The following is a 16278-nucleotide window of genomic DNA, read 5'->3' on the forward strand; positions in this document are numbered from 1 at the left end:
TCGGCTCCCTCAGTGCAGGTTGGGCTGCGCGCCCGCCCCTCGTTCATCAATCATGTGCCCGGTGCGGAACCGATCCAGACGATAGGCTGTCGCCACCTCATGCGGGCGGTCTGTCGATAGCAAATGCGCAAAGCACCAGCCCGAGGCTGGCGTAGCCTTGAAGCCACCATAGCACCAGCCGCCATTGAAATAGAGCCCGTCGATTCCGGTGCGATCAATGAATGGTGAACCATCCATCGACATGTCCATCACACCGCCCCAGGCCCGCAAAAGACGCACCCGGCCCAGGGCCGGGATCAGTGAGATGCCACTTTCCACGACATGCTCGATCACCGGCAGGTTTCCCCGCTGGGCATAGGTGTTGTACATGTCGATATCGCCGCCAAAGACCAGACCGCCCTTGTCGGATTGGCTCAGGTAGAAATGCCCGGCACCATAGGTGATCACACCCGGGATTATCGGTTTCAGCCCTTCGGACACAAACGCCTGCAGCACATGACTTTCGATGGGCAAACGCATCCCCGCCTTCTGCATCACCCGACTGGACGAGCCCGCAACGGCCACGCCGACTTTCTTGGCCCCGATATACCCGCGCGAGGTCTCAACCCCCTTTACCTTGCCGTTTTCAATGCGAAAGCCGGTCACTTCACAGTTCTGAATAATATCTACGCCGCGCATATCTGCGCCGCGCGCATAGCCCCAGGCCACCGCGTCATGACGCACTGTGCCGCCACGCCGATGCAACAGGCCACCTTTGATCGGGAACCGCGCGTTGTTGAAGTTCAAGAACGGGTACATTGCGCGAACGCCTTCGGTGTTCAACAGCTCGGCATCCGATCCGTTCAGGATCATCGCATTGCCCCGCCGCCGCGCCGCATCGACCTGCGCGTCGGTATGCACAAGGTTCAGAATACCGCGCTGGCTAACCATGGCATTGAAATTGAAATCCTGTTCCAGCCCTTCCCACAGTTTCAGCGAGAATTCATAGAAAGGCTCATTCCCATCCAGCAGATAATTCGAGCGGATGATGGTTGTGTTTCGCCCAACGTTCCCGCCGCCGATCCAGCCTTTTTCCAGCACGGCGATCCGCGCCTCGCCGAATTCCTTCGCCAGATAGTAAGCTGTGGCCAACCCGTGGCCGCCACCACCCACGACGATGATGTCATATTCGCTTTTGGGCTCGGGATCGCGCCAGGCTGGTCGCCAGCCTTTGTGCCCTGTCAACGCTTCTTTGATGATCCGAAATCCGGAGTATTGCATGGCTCACTCGTGTCAGTTTGAAAACAACATGCGCGATTCGAGAGAGGATGGCTTAGATGAAATGCGGTCTAGACTTGTCTTTTTGCGACCTGATGTCGGATCGCCGTGTTAGCGTCTCAGCCCAGTTTTTGGCTTAGAATGAAGGCGCTGCATTCGTTGGTCAGCTGTTTGAACCGTGATTTTTCTTTTTTGTACAGATACACCTGTCGCTTGTCCGGCAGGTCAGACAGCAAGCGGAACGCTGTGGTTTCCGGGATGAAGCGCGCAACGGTTTGGGGCAATATGGTGACCCATTTGCCAGTGCGAACCATGGTGATCAGCGAATGGGTGTTGTGAATGGTGACCTCGGCGTCGGCAATGGCCGTCACAAATTTTGGCGTCTGGATCAGATCGCACAGTGCGTTGCGAACGAATGAGGCGGCAATCACATCCTCAACGGTCGGCAATTCAGGTTGCGCCATCAAAGGATGATCCGAGGCGCAGACCAGACCAAACTGGTCTTCGAACAAGGGGATCGCGTTGATGCCCTTAAGCGGGTGGAAGCCCGATGCAATGCCAATATCGGCTTTGCCTTCCGATAGCGCGTCCAGAACCTGTTGCGTGTCTGTATCCCGCAGCTCGACCTTCACGCCCGGAAACCGCTGTGTCATGTGTTCGAGGACCGAAGGGAAGATCAGCGCCGCAACCGAAGGGACCGATGCGATGCGGATCAACCCGTGAGAGGCATCTGCCGCGGCCTCGATCGACTGCACGGTCTGGTCGAACTGGCGCACCTGTTTCTGGGCAATCTCGAATACCTGCTCACCCAGTGCGGACAGGTGGTTTTTACGTTCACCGACAAACAGCTTCTTGCCCAGATGGCTTTCGAATTGCTTGAGGGTCATCGAAACAGCCGATTGCGTGCGCCCCAGCCTGTCGGCGGCTTCGGACAGGTTGCCGGTTTGCGCAACGGCACAGAAACAGCGCAGCATTTCAATTTTTATGGCCATATTTCAGCTTTTCTGAAGTCAGGTTAACTTATTTGAGTTTGACTGATGTTGCCCGCCGAGTCCATTCTGCATCAAACTTTCTTTGAGCTGGGGCCCATTGTGACCAATCTGAACCTGATCGCCGGCGAATGGCTGGCCGGCGAAAGCGAAATCGAAAACCGCAACCCGTCTGATCTGACCGACGTGATCGGACACTACGCACAGGCCAGTGCTGATCAGCTGGAAGCGACGCTGGACCAGGCGCGTGTAGCGCAGGCCGAATGGGCCGCCTATGGGCTGGAGCGCAAGCAGACCGTTCTGATGAATATCGGCAATGAACTGATGGCCCGCGCCGAAGAATTGGGCACGCTTCTTAGCCGCGAGGAAGGAAAGCCGCTCGCCGAAGGCAAGGGCGAGGTATTCCGGGCCGGTCAGTTCTTTACCTACTATGCCGCCGAATGCCTGCGCCAGATTGGTGAGAACGCCGATTCCGTGCGCCCGGATATCGAAATTGATGTGCGCCGCGAGGCCGTTGGCGTCGTCGCCGTGATCAGCCCCTGGAACTTCCCGACCGCAACCGCGTCATGGAAGATCGCCCCGGCGCTGTGCTATGGCAACGCTGTGGTCTGGAAGCCTGCCAACATCACCCCGGCCTCGGCCGTCGCCCTGGCCGAAATCATCAACCGTCAGGACATTCCCAAGGGCCTGTTCAGCCTCGTGATGGGCTCGGGTCGGTCGATTGGTCAGCGGTTGGTCGAAAGCCCCAAGGTCAACGCCATCTCGTTCACCGGTTCGGTTCCGGTGGGCAAAGGAATCGCCTCGGCAGCCATTCAGAACCTTACCAAAGTGCAGATGGAGATGGGGTCCAAGAACGCGCTGGCTGTGATGGATGACGCCGATCTCGACCTTGCCGTCTCGCTGGCTTTGGGTGGGGCTTTTGGGGGCACCGGCCAAAAATGCACTGCATCGTCGCGACTGATTGTGCATTCGGCCATTCACGATGTCTTTGTTGAAAAACTGGTCGCTGGTACACAGGCGATGAAGGTTGGTCATGCGCTCGAAGATGGCACCCAGATGGGCCCGGTTGTCAGCGAACAGCAGCTCTCAGAAAACCTGGCTTATGTCGATCTGGGTAAAGCCGAAGGGGCTGAACTGGCCTGTGGCGGCCAACGTTTGGACATGCCCCATGACGGCTATTACATGTCACCCGGCGTGTTCCTGAACACAACCAATGACATACGCATCAACCGGGAAGAGATGTTTGCGCCGCTGACATCGGTCATCAAGGTGGGTAGCTATGATGAGGCACTGGCCACCGTCAATGACACCAATTTCGGACTGACCTCAGGCATCGTCACGCAGAACCTGGCGCGTGCCACCCATTTCCGCCGCAACGCGCTCACTGGCGTGGTGACCGTGAACCTGCCCACCGCAGGCACAGATTATCACGTGCCCTTCGGTGGCCGTGGTGATAGCTCGTATGGCCCCCGCGAGCAGGGCAAGGCCGCGGCCGAGTTCTACACCACGGTCAAAACCGCTTATATCAGCGCTGGAAAGCCGATGTGATGCGGATCGACGGGCTGCAATACGCCAATTGGTCCGAAAAGATCTTTCGGCAGTTGCGCGAAGGTGGCGTGGACGCGATCCATGTCACCATCGCCTATCATGAGAATTTCCGCGAAACGGTTCTGAACTTTGAAAAGTGGAACCGCTGGTTCGAACAATACCCGGAACTGATCATGAAAGGCCGCTGGGCCAGCGATATCGACATAGCGCGAGAAACTGGCAGGACGGCGGTTTTCTTTGGCTTCCAGAACCCCTCACCCATCGAAGATGATATCGGCCTGGTGGAAATCCTGCATGATCTAGGCGCGCGGTTCATGCAGCTGACCTATAACAACCAATCCCTGCTCGCGACGGGTTGCTATGAAGCCGAGGACACCGGCATTACCCGCATGGGCAAGCAGGTGATCAAAGAGATGAATCGTGTAGGTCTTGTTGTCGACATGAGCCATTCTGCGGATCGGTCGACCATCGAGGCTGCCGACCTGTCCGAGCGTCCCATCGCCATCACTCACGCTAATCCGCACGAATGGTCACCCGCTTTGCGCAACAAGCGTGACGAGGTGATCCGTGCGGTGACAGAAAATGGTGGGATGCTCGGGTTTTCGGTCTATCCTCATCACCTGAAAGACAAGTCTGACTGCACGCTGGAAAGCTTTTGCGAAATGATCGCACGGACGGCTGAGAAGTTCGGCGCCGAACATTTGGGGATCGGCACGGACCTGTGCCAGGATCAGCCCGACAGCGTGGTCGAATGGATGCGCGTTGGACGCTGGACCAAAGAAATTGACTATGGCGAAGGGTCGGCAAGCAATGCAGGTTTCCCCCCGATGCCACACTGGTTCAACGACAACCGTGACTTTGGCAATATCGAGGACGGGTTGCGTGCAACCGGCTTGAATAGCGACGAAGTGGCCGGGATCATGGGAGGCAACTGGTACCGGTTCTTTGCCGAAAACTTCGTCGCTCAGGGGTGATGGGATGGAAACTCAGACCGAGACACAGATCGAAAGACGAGACCCAGCAACGGTCATGCGCCTGTCGCGGCTGGGGTCGCTGCATCAATGCCGATTAAGCTTCATGCGACAGCTGACGCGCCGTCTGGCGCAGGAGAATTGGTCTTTCACACGTCCGGTTTTTGACATTGACGCCAATGGGGTTGGCCGTGCCGTCTATACAGCGCAGGGGCCGGAACGGGCCTATTCTCTGGTGGCCTTTGCCCATGATCTGCCTCCGGAACAACGATCCGACCGCGTAATCGCCGAAGCCTGGGACGCCACCTTCACCCTGTTTGATGGCATCCCGACCCAGGCCGATATCGACCGTTTGTCTCGAAACGTGCCCTTGCAAGAGGCCGGACGCGTCAGCGAGAGCGAATTGTCCCTGTCCCGCGCCAACCGGTCTGTCCGGCTGTGGAAACATGTTGTGGATGCCCTGGCAGCTGGGCAGCAACCCGATTTGTCGCAGATACATCAGGTCGGTTACTTGATGCGTACAACTGCTGTCTACGGATCGGGCAAATTCGGCGCGGCTGATCGGGAAAGGGTCGCCAATCGCCCCGAGGCGCAGGCACCGTTTCAGGTTGAGATGCTGTCCGTGTTTCTGACCCGTACCTTTGTGCGTGATCTGGTACAGCATATGGCCAATGCCAAAGGCGGCGATCAGGCCGCGCAACTGGACCCCGAGATCGCGCGTTGGCTGGGGATCGGGAACTCCACCGGGTTGGGCATGGCCCCCTTCATCGTCAACCACCCGGTTCTGTTCAACAACTGGATCATGGCACGGGAAGAGGCGATCGCTCGTGTCCGCTCGGTCGCTACAGCAACGCGGGACGAAGTAGATCAGTTCCGCAACCTGTTCCGTCGTAGCCAGCTGTCGATTTCATGGTGGCAGTCTGAACATCCGATACAGATCAAAAAACTCGCGCATTTGAACGCCGATCTTAAGGCGATTGCGGCCTATCTGGACGATGATGACCTGAGTGGCGTTAGTCCGTGGGATCGACTCGTCAGTTGGTCTGAAACCGCGCTGAGTGAGGAAGGGCAGGAGTTTGTGGCTTCGCTTATCCTCGAACCCTATCCGGGTCTTGTTGACGGGTTGACATCCTGCATGGCGGACAGCCGGACCGAGGCTTTTGTGATCAATGGCAGAATGTCCATCGGCCAAGCCTGTGGTCTAATCCAAGAAACATATGGATGGGCGCTTGATCTGGATTGGACGGCTCGGGAACACTGTGCCCGCGCCTGGTACGTGTCCGAAGAAAAGCTGGAACCCCGACTGGGTGAACGGTTCGAAGAACCTATCGAGGCGTATGAACAACCCCTTGCCCCAGCGCGCGATGCTGCTGCGGCTTATGGAGCGCTGAACGATTGGGATGACAGCCAGACCATTGCCGAGTTTTTGCTGCGCCACCCCGAACACCGCCACACGATCCGTCGCGCGCAACTGGCGCGTTCCACACCGTATGGGGAAATCCGCGACAATACGATCGGGGACGCAGTGTTGCCCATCGATATGTTGCGGGCAAAACTGTCTTTCTTTGGCGCGACGCATTTCGATCCGCGCTCGGATCGGTGGGTGCGCATCTGCATGTATTCCGGCGCGCCTTATCCCGAAGAACTGACCGCTGAGAACGCCGACCTATGGGTTTATCCGCAGGAACCCGCATGAACTTTTCATTGAACGAGATGGAGGCGACTGCCAAACGCGCCACCCGTGGTGCGGGATATTCTTGGGGCCAAGCCGAGGAAGCGGCCAAAGCAACAAGATGGCTTTGTGAAAAAGGCTTGGATGGGGCCGGAACGCTGGCAACGTTGTTGAGCCTTGGCTACGCATCCAATCCCGATTTACACCGCCCTAAGAAAATTGAAGGAATTTGGGAAGGCGACGCAGCCCTCTGTCCGCTTTCAGTCGGTCCCTTGCTTTCAGACTGTGTTCACATGTTGGGCGACGGCCCGGTTGAGATCCATGATCTCGCAGCCTCTGCCTTGATATTGCCTTTTGCGTCTTATGCCGCACGAGCGCTGAATTGTGCCATCGCCGTTGAGATTGATCGGGTTCACACCATCACGGATGGTGTTACTCTATCGGCACTCGATATGCCTGCGGCCCAGGCACGACGCGTTATGGTTCAACGCAGCACAGAACCGGTTTTACCCCTTGACCCGCATACGCGCGCTGTTCCGACCCAAAAGGATTGGGAGACGCTACTTACCTTCGCCCACCGCACCTATGCCCCTGCAACCGAGGAATCCCGTTTGCTGGGTGCCGGTGCCGGGCTTTCCGACAATGACTAAAGAGAGACACACGTGACCGAAACTCGCACCCTGACCCTCGCAGAAATCGAAGACCTGTCGTTCCGCGCCCTTGTGGCAGCCGGGACCTCTGAGGCGAATGCCCGTCCCCTGGCGCAAGCCACGGCAGCGACCGAAGCGGATGGTGTTGCCAGTCACGGGCTGGCCTATATCCCGATCTATTGCGAACATGTGCAATGTGGGAAGGTCGATGGGATGGCGGTGCCGATATTGTCGCGTCCGAAACCGGGTGTTGTGGCGGTAGATGCCGCCACCGGCTTTGCGCATTCCGCGATAGACACGGGGTTCGGGGCGCTGATCCCTGCTGCCCGCGAACAGGGCGTCGCGGTCTTGGCCATTCGAAACAGCTATAACTGCGGGGTTCTGGGCTATCATACGCTTCGTCTGGCTCAGGCTGGTCTAGTTGGTTTGGGCTTTACCAACGCCCCGGCATCAATCGCGCCATCAGGAGGCTCAAAACCCGTTGTCGGCACCAACCCGTTCTCAATCGCGGCACCGGGCCCAGATGGCCAGCCTGCATTATTGATCGACCAAAGCGCCAGCACCATCGCCAAAAGTGAGGTGATGAAACACGCACGCGAAGGCAAGCCGATCCCGGTCGGCTGGGCGCTGGATTCCGACGGCAATCCAACCACCGATCCAGAAGTCGGCCTCAAGGGGTCCATGGCGCCTTCGGGCGGCTACAAAGGCGTTGGCGTCGCGCTGATGGTCGAGCTTCTGGCCGCCGCAATGACAGGCGCCACACTGGGCATCAACGCCTCACCGTTTTCAGGAACCGCAGGCGGCCCGCCAAAAACCGGTCAGTTCTTTATAGCGATTGATCCTGTCGCAACCGCAGGTGGCGCGTTCGATGCCGGGATCTCAAATCTGATCGAGGCGATACGGTCGCAAGAAGGAGCGCATCTGCCAGGGGACGGTCGCGGTTCAAAACGTATCGTCGCTCAGACCGAGGGTGTTGCGGTGAACGCGGCAACACTGGCTAAGGTCGAAGCAATTCTGGGATGAGCAAATGGTGCTGAGCGGAGGTTGGACGCTCTAGCCTCTGCACTAATTGGGAGCAAACAGCAGCTTCAGATAAGTTCTGAACAGCATGATTTGTTCCGAGGCGTTGTTGTGTTCTCGCAAGGCCCGTTGCAGCACAAGCCCTCCCTCGACCACGCCAGAGACCATATCGCCAAGCGCATCCATGTTGACGGTTTCACGCGGCTCGTAAATCTCGGCAATCTCTTCGAACATTGCCCGAAACCGTTTGCGCCAGCCAAGGATGGCCTGACGGTTTAGCTCGCGCACGCCCTCATCGAACAGTCGATCCTGATAGGCGGTTGATGCAATAACGCATCCAGGGTGACCGGATGGCATTTCTTCCAGCATCTCCGCCAAGAGTTTCAGACCAATCAGCATGCAATGCAGCGGGTCGTCGTTCAACTCGCGCGCGCGGGCGAACAGATCATCATAAAGCTTGTTCTCGACTTCGATATAGCGCTCCAGCATGGCCCGCGCCAAAGCGTTCTTATCCTTGAAGTGATAGAAAAACCCACCGCGCGAGATCTCTGCACCGGCGACGATTTCTTCGATCGAGGTCGCCTCGAACCCCTTTTCCAGCACCGAAGCCTCAGCAATGTCGAGGATTCGGCTGCGTGTGTCCAGTTTTTGATCCATTGCGCCCCTCCCTACTGTACTGCGAGTCCAGTTCACTGGACCTTCAAGCTTGGCCTGGCGGTCACATTTTGGGTTACTGCCTGAAATGACAGCAAAAAATTAGCCACTGCAACCGAACCACGCGGCAACTATCAGCCCGGTCGGGTTCAAGAGTACCACTTTCGCATCAACGGACAAGGATTGCTTCGATGCGACTGAACGCTTTCAAAGACACGCAACGCTTCTTCCTTTCAGATGGAGGGTTGGAGACTTTTTTGATTTTCGACAAAGGCTATGACCTGCCCTGTTTTTCTGCTGCCGTATTGTTGGATACAGAACAGGGGCGTGCGGATCTGGCCGCATATTTCACCCGTTTCATCGATATTGCGAAATCAACTGGGCGCGGATTCATTCTGGATGCGCCAACCTGGCGTGCAGGAACCGCATGGGCCGGACCGCTGGGTCAGACGCTGAAACAGGTGATGGATACAAATACCCGCGCGGTTTCCTTCGTATCCAACCTGCGCGCGCGGCACGAGACCGAGAGTTGCCCCATTCTGATCAACGGCTTAGTTGGGCCAGCAGGCGATGCTTATGCGCCAGATACCGAGATTTCGGCGCAAGAGGCGCTGCTGATCCACGCGCCTCAGATTCAGGTTTTGGGCAAGGCCGGGGTCGACATGATCAGCGCGATGACTTTGACCCACGCCGCTGAGGCCATCGGGATCGTGCAAGCTGCAAAGGAAATCGATCTACCTGTCGTCATCGCGTTTACGCTGGAAACGGATGGCCGGCTGCCATCCGGACAAAGGCTGCAAGACGCGATTGCCGAAGTGGATGCGGCAACTAACGAGGGCCCGCTTTACTACATGATTAATTGCGCGCATCCGGACCATTTTCGCGACGTGCTCGATGCGGGTGCAGACTGGGCGCTTCGGATCGGTGGCGTTCGCGCCAATGCCTCTCGTCAAAGTCACGCGGAACTCGACGCGGCGGAGGTTCTGGACGATGGCGATCCGGTCGAACTGGGGCAACTGAGCGCCGATCTCTTGGCGCATCTTCCGAATATCCGGGTTTTGGGCGGTTGCTGCGGCACCGACCACCGGCATGTGGGTTGCATCGCGGGGCATGATCCATCGCGTCCTGCGGCCTGAGCTATCTCAAATCTACCTCCCTGAAAGGAAAACCAATGTTCAAGACATTTCTAACTTCGACCGCGCTGATGTTGTCACTGGCCACCTATGCCAAGGCCGAAGCGCCTTTGGCCTTTGACGTGGCCGAGGATCACACACGTATCCATATGGCAACCGCGCCTTTGCACGAAAACGGCATGCCTGCACATGGCAATGCCTTTGTCAGCCAGGGCTATATCTATCCTGCGGGCACGCTTGCCGAAGGCACTGTTGGAGTTCTTGAAGATGGCAGCCCCGCCTTTCCCGATCTGGTTCTGGGCACTTGGACATGTGACGGGTATTTCGTTGGCGAAGGTGCCAATGCCACCACCGGAGTCTGGATCATCAGTCGCCAAACCTTTGCCTTCGATGATGGCACAACAGTCGTGACCCAAGGCACCGAGATCGCGGATATAGGGCAACCAAACCTGCGGCCTGTGACTGGCGCAACAGGTGAATTCGCCAACATCAATGGTGGGTTGATCCAGACAACGCTTGGTTTCAACGATTTTTGGGGGCTGAGTGCGACCTATGTGTTTGAAGACCGCACGCCTGATCCCGCATCAGGGCCGGATCACGCCAGCTATGGCACTGACCAGATTGATAAAACGGATCATCTGGAATGGGACTCGGGCGTGCCCGTGGGCCCGATCTTTGACGACGGCCTGAGCCCATCGACCTAGCCTTTCCAAAAAGAACGATCGGGCCGAATGCTGGTCCGATCAAATCAATTGTTTCACAAAGAGCGCTAAGATGAATATTCAAAATCAAACCCTGATCCGCCAAGCGGATATTTCTGATGCGGAACACCTCGCCAAGCTGATCAACTTTGCGGGCGAAGGTATCCCGAATTGGCTGTGGACCCGTTCCTGCATCGAAGGGCAAACACCGCTAGAAGTTGGTATCGAGCGTGCCAAACGCAAAACCGGCGGCTTTTCCTATACAAATGCGCTGGTTGCGGAGCGTGGGGGACAGACCCTAGGCATGGTTCTTAGCTACGCGATTGCCGAGGCGCCAACCGACAACCCAGACGACCTGCCTGCCCCGATTGCGCCGTTTGTGGCACTTGAAAAGCTGTCGATCGATACCTGGTTCATCAACGCGCTGGCCGTTTTCCCTCAAGGACGAAACCAGAGCATCGGGACACAGCTGATGGCCGCAGCCGAAGACCAGGCGAAGAGGCAAGGATTCAGCAAGATGAGCATTCAGGTTTACGCCCAGAACACGGGCGCGGTTCGACTGTATGACAGGCTGGGATATACGCTGGTGGCGCGCGAGCCCGTGCGTCTGCACCCCTGCCCGCCTTACTATTCTGGGGATGTTCTGCTGTTGATGAAAAACATCTAGGTCATGACTTGTGTTTGGTTGCCCTGGCGGGCCCAAACCGCGAACGTGTTGCCGGGACCTATCGGAGCTTCTAGATTTGGTACGCTCCATTTGATCGCACCGGTATGGGTCGCAGACCGGTTCTATTAGCCAAGTCATTAGGCGGAGGTAGCACGCTTGACGCATCGAAAGCTTTATCTAGGTCCCCTGACAGACAACAGGCGCTGGGATATGGTCAATATTCGACCTGATGATGTGTTTGTTGTGACACCCCCGAAATGCGGCACAACCTGGATGCAGACCATCGTGGCCTTGTTGCTTTCGGGCGATTCCGAGGTCGAAACAGAGCTGTCGATCAAGATGCCTTGGGTCGACATCCGCCTGCGCGAAATGCCCGAGATTGCCGCACGGCTTGAGGCAATGACCTGCCGCCGCAGTATGAAAAGCCATACTCCACTGGATGGCCTGCCGCTGGATGATCACGCGCATTATTTCTGCGTGTTCCGGCATCCGCTGGACGCGCATTTTTCATTCCGGAATCACATTCGGAACATTCCCATACCGTGGTTCGATCACTGGTATCCTGAACATGATGACGACGGTATCACATTCCGCCGGTTTCTGGATGGTGGTGCCGAAGGGTTCGATACAGACGCCATGCCGCTTGCGCATATCCTGCAACACTACAAAGCGGCAAAGGCCATGTCTGGTCGGCCAAATGTCTCTTTGTTTCACTATTCTGATATGAAACGAGATTTGGCAGGTGTGTTCGCGCGGCTTTCGGAACTTCTGAATACGCCGCATTCAAACTCGGTGATGCAACAGCTCATCGCGGCCGCGACATTCGACCATATGAAAGAGAATGCCGAACGGTATGCCCCCAGCGGGGGAAAAGGCTTCTTCAAGTCAGATACAGAGTTTTTTCACAGCGGTTCCAGCGGTAAATGGCATGGCCAACTATCGGATCAGGAACTTGCCGCTTACGACGCCATCATGGACGAACACCTGAACCGGGAAGACCGGTTTTGGCTTGAAAATGGTCAAGGCTGATCTTCGGAAACCTGACAGAAACTTCGCACCAGTTTCAAATCCATTCTATGACGTGGCACGACCAGACTGGTTTCGTAGTACTTCTCCAACTCCCGGATCGGGACCTGAGTCAGCCCGGCCTCGGACCCTGCGCTGTTTTCCAGAAAGATGCCAACGCCCAATCCGGCCATGATCGCCTCTTTCATCACCGGAAATGTGGTGGTTTTGACAATCCGGCGCGGTGCCAGTTGCAGTTTGTCCAACGCCCTGGTTACGACCCTTTGCGTTAGCGATCCGCTTTCTGGTAACAAAAGCGTTTCATCCACGATCTGGGTGAGGCTTAGCACTTTGCGCCGCGACCAGTCATGCGTTTCCCTTACATATAGCACAAAGCGAGATGTGCAGAGCGGTTGAAGATACCACTCCGTGCTGATTGTAGGTTCGGTGATGACGCCAAAATCCACCTTGCGTTTCTGTAGCAACTCAATGGCGCTGCTCCAATCGCATAGCGCAAAGTCGATATCGACATTGGGGTATGTGTCGGCGAAGCGGGCGATCAAACCCAATGCTGGTTGCGGAGCGTTTGCGATTATCTTCAGATGGCCGCGTTCCAGTTCCGAAAAGCCCTGAACCTTTTCTTCTATGATCGTGTGCAGCGTCGCAAACCTGTCGGCGAGATCAAAGAACTCTTGCCCTGTTGCGGTTAACTCGATCCCATCGCGAGCCCGCACCAGCAGACGTGCACCTACATGTGCCTCAAGCTTGGCAATATGCTGTGAAACAGCGGATTGCGACACACCCAGCGCGCGCGCCGCGTTGGTCAGGCTGCCTTCTCGCACGACATAGGCGAAGGCTTTGAACTGATACGGATTTATGTTCATGTCGCCGCGCAGTTTAGCCTGCATAAGCAACACTTATATGTCGTCACAGAATCGAGACATGAACTTCTTAAGCTGCGCGCGGTCAGTTGGGGTAGCCGCGCTATGGGTCAAATTAGCCTTCAAGGTATTCAGAAAACATTCGGGCAAACACCTGTGCTTCAGGGTGTCGATCTCGAAATCGAAGAGGGTGAGTTCCTGACCCTTGTGGGACCGTCCGGCTGCGGTAAATCCACCTTGCTCCGCATTCTTGCGGGGCTCGAGGCTCCAACGGCGGGCCAGGTGATGATTGACGGGCAGGAGGTAACCCGGATGCGCCCGGCCAGCCGTAATCTGGCGATGGTGTTCCAATCTTATGCGCTCTATCCGCATTTGACGGTTGCGGAAAACATGATGACCCCGCTCAAACTGCGGGACATCGGGACAGCCGGGCGATTGCCTGTGCTGGGGCCCTTGATTGCCCGCTCGGCTTACCGCGGGCTTCGGGCCAAGGTCAATGAAACGGCTGAAACTTTGCAGATCCAAAACCTGTTGGATCGCAAACCGGGCCAGTTGTCGGGTGGTCAACGTCAGCGCGCGGCTTTGGGACGGGCCATGGTGCGCAATCCGGTTGCCTTTTTGATGGATGAACCACTGTCCAATCTGGACGCAGCCTTGCGGGTTCATATGCGGGCAGAACTGTCTGATCTGCACCGCCGTCTGAAAACAACCTTTGTCTATGTCACCCATGATCAGGCCGAGGCGCTGACCATGTCGGATCGGATGGCCGTCATGATGGATGGTCATATTCTGCAGCTTGGCAAACCAGATGATATCTACCGCAATCCACAATCCTTAGCCGTTGCCCGCTTTGTCGGATCACCCGCAATCAACACCATGCCTGCCGAGATAGACGGCGCCGGTGCATTGCGGGCACTTGATGTCAGTTTGTTGGGCACCAACGCCCAGGCAGGTCCAGTCACACTGGGTATCCGGCCTGAACACCTAAGCATTGATCCCGCAGGCGCGTTCTCTGGGGTCGTGACCCATCGGGAAAACTTAGGCTCTGATCTGTTCATCCATCTGGGTGTCAACGGGCTAGAGCAAAAGATCGTGGTACGGGCCGCTCCGGACACGCGCGCTGAGATTGGGCAAACCCTCCGGTTTTCTGCGATCCGGGACAAAATCATGATGTTTGACGGCAGCGGTGCACGACTGCCTGAGCAGACAATGCTCGAGGTCGCCTGATGCCCGGTTCGCGCGCTTATCTTTGGTTCATCGCCCCGGCATTGATCTTGATGATCGTGATCCTGATTGTGCCTATCGGCATCGCGGGTGTGCTGAGCGTTACCAATTACTCGTTGGGCAATGCAGGCATGGACTATGTTGGATGGGAGAATTTCGAGAAAATCTTCACCCGGCGTAGCTATGAAAAGATGTTCGGGGCTACGTTCCGATACGTCTTTGTTGTTGTACCACTGACAGTCCTGCTGGGATTGGGTGCAGCTCTCCTAATCCATTCGCTCACCCGCTTTGGGAACCTCTATAAGACGATCTACTTTCTGCCGGTCATGGCCGCGCTGATCGCCATGGCCATCGTGTGGGAATTTGCCCTGCACCCGACCATCGGCATTGTGAATGCCACGCTGGAAAAAGGATGCGGCACCTGGCTTGAGGCCTGGGGCTGGTACGCGCAAGGCTGCGCCAAGACCTTCCCGCTTTGGCTGACTGATCGGGATTATGCGATCTGGACGGTTGCGTTCATCGGCGTTTGGCAGGGTTTCGGCTTTAACATGGTCTTGTATCTGGCCGGGCTCAGCTCGATCCCGCCATCGCTTTATGACGCGGCCGAAATGGATGGCGCACCCACTGGGTGGGAGCGTTTCCGACTGGTGACCTGGCCGATGCTGGGCCCCACAACAGTGTTTGTCGTCACAATCTCATTCATCCGATCCTTTCAGGTCTTTGACACTGTCGAGGCGTTCTATCCGCAAGGCGGTGGGCCGTCGAAATCGGTCTATGTGATGATGTTCGCGATCTACGAAAAAGCGATCCAGCAAAACCTGATGGGGATCGGCGCTGCCATCACCGTGGTGTTCCTGGCTTTTGTCATGTTCCTGACGCTGGTGCAGCGCTGGCTGGTGGACCGGAGGACCCATTATGTCTGATACAACTTCCACCCCCACCACCGCCTTACCCGAGATCGGGTTTCGGTTTTCCACCGCCGAGACGATCAAACATGTCATCCTGATCCTGGGTGCAATCGTTGTCTTGCTGCCCTTCTACGTGATGGTCAGCTACTCGTTCAAAGCGCCGCATGAGATCATGCAGAACCTGGGTGGTTTCTTAGGTAGCCAGCAACCGTTCCGGGATGATTTCTGCGTCAAGCTTGGCAATGCTGCGGCGGATTGCATGGTCAATCCAACCATCTACAACTACACAACCGCTTTCGCCAAAGCGCCTTTGCTGCGCTATTTGGCCAATGGAATCTTCGTGACCCTGTCGATCTTTCTGATCCAGGTTATCGTCGCCCTGCCCTGCGCCTATGCTTTGGCCAAGCTACGGTTCTGGGGGCGCGAGGCGGTGTTTGCGCTGGTGCTGTTCTGCCTTCTGATCCCTGTGCACGCAATCGCCTTGCCGCTGTACATCATGCTGGCCAAGGTGGGACTGACGAACACCTATGCGGCGCTGATTGTGCCCTGGACCATCTCGGTCTTCGGGATCTTTCTGATGCGCCAGTTCTTTATGACCGTTCCGGACGATCTGATCGATGCCGCCCGGATGGACGGGATGAGCGAATATTCCATCGTGTGGAACGTCATGCTGCCTACGGCCATCCCGGCCCTGTTGGCCTTTGGCATCTTTTCGGTTGTCGCGCATTGGAATGATTATTTCTGGCCCCGCATCGTAATCACCGGCAATCGCGAGCTGTTCACGCCACCGCTGGGCCTGCGAGAATTCAAGGGGGATGCGGATGGCGACAACTTTGGCCCGATGATGGCCACGGCCTGCATTATCGTAACCCCGCTGATCGTTGTTTTCCTACTGGCGCAGCGCCGCTTTATCGAAGGGATAACACTATCCGGAATGAAGTAGGGCGGGAAATTCCCGCCCCACCACGACATCCCAAATCGGGATACCCACCAGGGGC

General features: G+C 56.8%; 16 protein-coding genes. 12 read left to right on the forward strand and 4 right to left on the reverse strand.

From position 1 onward, the window contains the following. Positions 1-9: 9 nt before the first annotated feature. Positions 10-1260 (reverse strand): sarcosine oxidase subunit beta family protein, encoded by a 1251-nt coding sequence (locus ACR0DH_RS12765; RefSeq protein ID WP_480549602.1) that lies wholly within the window; start codon positions 1258-1260, stop codon positions 10-12. A 116-nt stretch (positions 1261-1376) separates the two neighbouring features. Further along, positions 1377-2249, reverse strand: coding sequence for a LysR family transcriptional regulator (locus ACR0DH_RS12770; protein WP_170535202.1), 873 nt, complete (start codon positions 2247-2249; stop codon positions 1377-1379). Positions 2250-2294: 45 nt separating this feature from the next. Between ACR0DH_RS12770 and ACR0DH_RS12775 the strand changes: the two genes are divergently transcribed. From ACR0DH_RS12775 to ACR0DH_RS12795, 5 genes are read left to right on the forward strand one after another with little or no spacing between them, the layout of a single operon-like run. Continuing rightward, a complete protein-coding gene (locus ACR0DH_RS12775) occupies positions 2295-3794 on the forward strand; it encodes an aldehyde dehydrogenase family protein (RefSeq protein ID WP_480549604.1) in 1500 nt (499 codons plus the stop codon). Further along, a complete protein-coding gene (locus tag ACR0DH_RS12780) occupies positions 3794-4768 on the forward strand; it encodes a membrane dipeptidase (protein ID WP_480549896.1) in 975 nt (324 codons plus the stop codon). The genes ACR0DH_RS12775 and ACR0DH_RS12780 overlap by 1 nt, the downstream gene beginning before the upstream one ends. Positions 4769-4772: 4 nt before the next feature. Next, positions 4773-6461 (forward strand): hypothetical protein, encoded by a 1689-nt coding sequence (locus tag ACR0DH_RS12785; protein WP_480549605.1) that lies wholly within the window; start codon positions 4773-4775, stop codon positions 6459-6461. After that, positions 6458-7087 carry a DUF3726 domain-containing protein gene (locus ACR0DH_RS12790; protein ID WP_480549606.1) on the forward strand — a complete coding sequence of 210 codons (630 nt, stop codon included), beginning with the start codon at positions 6458-6460 and terminating at the stop codon, positions 7085-7087. Before ACR0DH_RS12785 ends, ACR0DH_RS12790 begins: the two co-directional genes overlap by 4 nt. A 12-nt stretch (positions 7088-7099) precedes the next feature. Then, a complete protein-coding gene (locus ACR0DH_RS12795) occupies positions 7100-8110 on the forward strand; it encodes an Ldh family oxidoreductase (protein WP_480549608.1) in 1011 nt (336 codons plus the stop codon). A 42-nt stretch (positions 8111-8152) separates the two neighbouring features. Here the strand turns inward: ACR0DH_RS12795 and ACR0DH_RS12800 are convergent, their stop codons facing one another. Next, positions 8153-8764 (reverse strand): TetR/AcrR family transcriptional regulator, encoded by a 612-nt coding sequence (locus ACR0DH_RS12800; RefSeq protein ID WP_480549610.1) that lies wholly within the window; start codon positions 8762-8764, stop codon positions 8153-8155. Positions 8765-8952: 188 nt separating this feature from the next. Here ACR0DH_RS12800 and ACR0DH_RS12805 point away from each other — a divergent pair, with 188 nt between their 5' ends. The 4 genes from ACR0DH_RS12805 (at position 8953) to ACR0DH_RS12820 (ending at position 12291) form a co-directional block, all read left to right on the forward strand. Next, positions 8953-9897, forward strand: a complete 945-nt coding sequence (locus ACR0DH_RS12805) for a homocysteine S-methyltransferase family protein (RefSeq protein WP_480549612.1) — start codon at positions 8953-8955, stop codon at positions 9895-9897. A 35-nt stretch (positions 9898-9932) separates the two neighbouring features. Next, positions 9933-10598, forward strand: coding sequence for a hypothetical protein (locus tag ACR0DH_RS12810; RefSeq protein WP_480549614.1), 666 nt, complete (start codon positions 9933-9935; stop codon positions 10596-10598). Between the two features lie 70 nt (positions 10599-10668). After that, the gene (locus ACR0DH_RS12815; protein WP_480549616.1) at positions 10669-11262 is read left to right on the forward strand and encodes a GNAT family N-acetyltransferase; all 594 of its coding nucleotides are present in this window, start codon (positions 10669-10671) and stop codon (positions 11260-11262) included. Positions 11263-11472: 210 nt separating this feature from the next. Continuing rightward, positions 11473-12291 (forward strand): sulfotransferase domain-containing protein, encoded by an 819-nt coding sequence (locus ACR0DH_RS12820; protein ID WP_480549618.1) that lies wholly within the window; start codon positions 11473-11475, stop codon positions 12289-12291. Here the strand turns inward: ACR0DH_RS12820 and ACR0DH_RS12825 are convergent. Next, positions 12282-13175 carry a LysR family transcriptional regulator gene (locus ACR0DH_RS12825; RefSeq protein ID WP_480544677.1) on the reverse strand — a complete coding sequence of 298 codons (894 nt, stop codon included), beginning with the start codon at positions 13173-13175 and terminating at the stop codon, positions 12282-12284. The two genes, ACR0DH_RS12820 and ACR0DH_RS12825, sit on opposite strands and share 10 nt — an antisense overlap. 78 nt (positions 13176-13253) lie before the next feature. On the opposite strand from ACR0DH_RS12825, the gene ACR0DH_RS12830 reads away from it, so the two are divergent. Genes ACR0DH_RS12830 through ACR0DH_RS12840 form a run of 3 tightly spaced genes read left to right on the forward strand, consistent with a single transcriptional unit; the run spans position 13254 to position 16223 of the window. After that, positions 13254-14375, forward strand: a complete 1122-nt coding sequence (locus ACR0DH_RS12830) for an ABC transporter ATP-binding protein (protein WP_480549620.1) — start codon at positions 13254-13256, stop codon at positions 14373-14375. Beyond that, positions 14375-15295: a carbohydrate ABC transporter permease gene (locus ACR0DH_RS12835; protein ID WP_480544675.1), complete on the forward strand. Its 921-nt coding sequence runs from the start codon at positions 14375-14377 to the stop codon at positions 15293-15295. The genes ACR0DH_RS12830 and ACR0DH_RS12835 overlap by 1 nt, the downstream gene beginning before the upstream one ends. Continuing rightward, positions 15288-16223, forward strand: coding sequence for a carbohydrate ABC transporter permease (locus ACR0DH_RS12840; RefSeq protein ID WP_480544674.1), 936 nt, complete (start codon positions 15288-15290; stop codon positions 16221-16223). Before ACR0DH_RS12835 ends, ACR0DH_RS12840 begins: the two co-directional genes overlap by 8 nt. The last annotated feature ends 55 nt before the right edge of the window (positions 16224-16278 follow it).

It is taken from the genome of Ruegeria sp. I1, from assembly GCF_056532675.1.

Coding starts and splice junctions, on each gene's coding strand:
- ACR0DH_RS12810 (WP_480549614.1), top strand. CDS start 9,933: ATGTTCAAGACATTTCTAACTTCGACCGCGCTGATGTTGTCACTGGCC.
- ACR0DH_RS12840 (WP_480544674.1), top strand. CDS start 15,288: ATGTCTGATACAACTTCCACCCCCACCACCGCCTTACCCGAGATCGGG.
- ACR0DH_RS12785 (WP_480549605.1), top strand. CDS start 4,773: ATGGAAACTCAGACCGAGACACAGATCGAAAGACGAGACCCAGCAACG.
- ACR0DH_RS12820 (WP_480549618.1), top strand. CDS start 11,473: ATGGTCAATATTCGACCTGATGATGTGTTTGTTGTGACACCCCCGAAA.
- ACR0DH_RS12800 (WP_480549610.1), bottom strand. CDS start 8,764: ATGGATCAAAAACTGGACACACGCAGCCGAATCCTCGACATTGCTGAG.
- ACR0DH_RS12835 (WP_480544675.1), top strand. CDS start 14,375: ATGCCCGGTTCGCGCGCTTATCTTTGGTTCATCGCCCCGGCATTGATC.
- ACR0DH_RS12770 (WP_170535202.1), bottom strand. CDS start 2,249: ATGGCCATAAAAATTGAAATGCTGCGCTGTTTCTGTGCCGTTGCGCAA.
- ACR0DH_RS12825 (WP_480544677.1), bottom strand. CDS start 13,175: ATGCAGGCTAAACTGCGCGGCGACATGAACATAAATCCGTATCAGTTC.
- ACR0DH_RS12780 (WP_480549896.1), top strand. CDS start 3,794: ATGCGGATCGACGGGCTGCAATACGCCAATTGGTCCGAAAAGATCTTT.
- ACR0DH_RS12805 (WP_480549612.1), top strand. CDS start 8,953: ATGCGACTGAACGCTTTCAAAGACACGCAACGCTTCTTCCTTTCAGAT.
- ACR0DH_RS12830 (WP_480549620.1), top strand. CDS start 13,254: ATGGGTCAAATTAGCCTTCAAGGTATTCAGAAAACATTCGGGCAAACA.
- ACR0DH_RS12790 (WP_480549606.1), top strand. CDS start 6,458: ATGAACTTTTCATTGAACGAGATGGAGGCGACTGCCAAACGCGCCACC.
- ACR0DH_RS12815 (WP_480549616.1), top strand. CDS start 10,669: ATGAATATTCAAAATCAAACCCTGATCCGCCAAGCGGATATTTCTGAT.
- ACR0DH_RS12775 (WP_480549604.1), top strand. CDS start 2,295: ATGTTGCCCGCCGAGTCCATTCTGCATCAAACTTTCTTTGAGCTGGGG.
- ACR0DH_RS12765 (WP_480549602.1), bottom strand. CDS start 1,260: ATGCAATACTCCGGATTTCGGATCATCAAAGAAGCGTTGACAGGGCAC.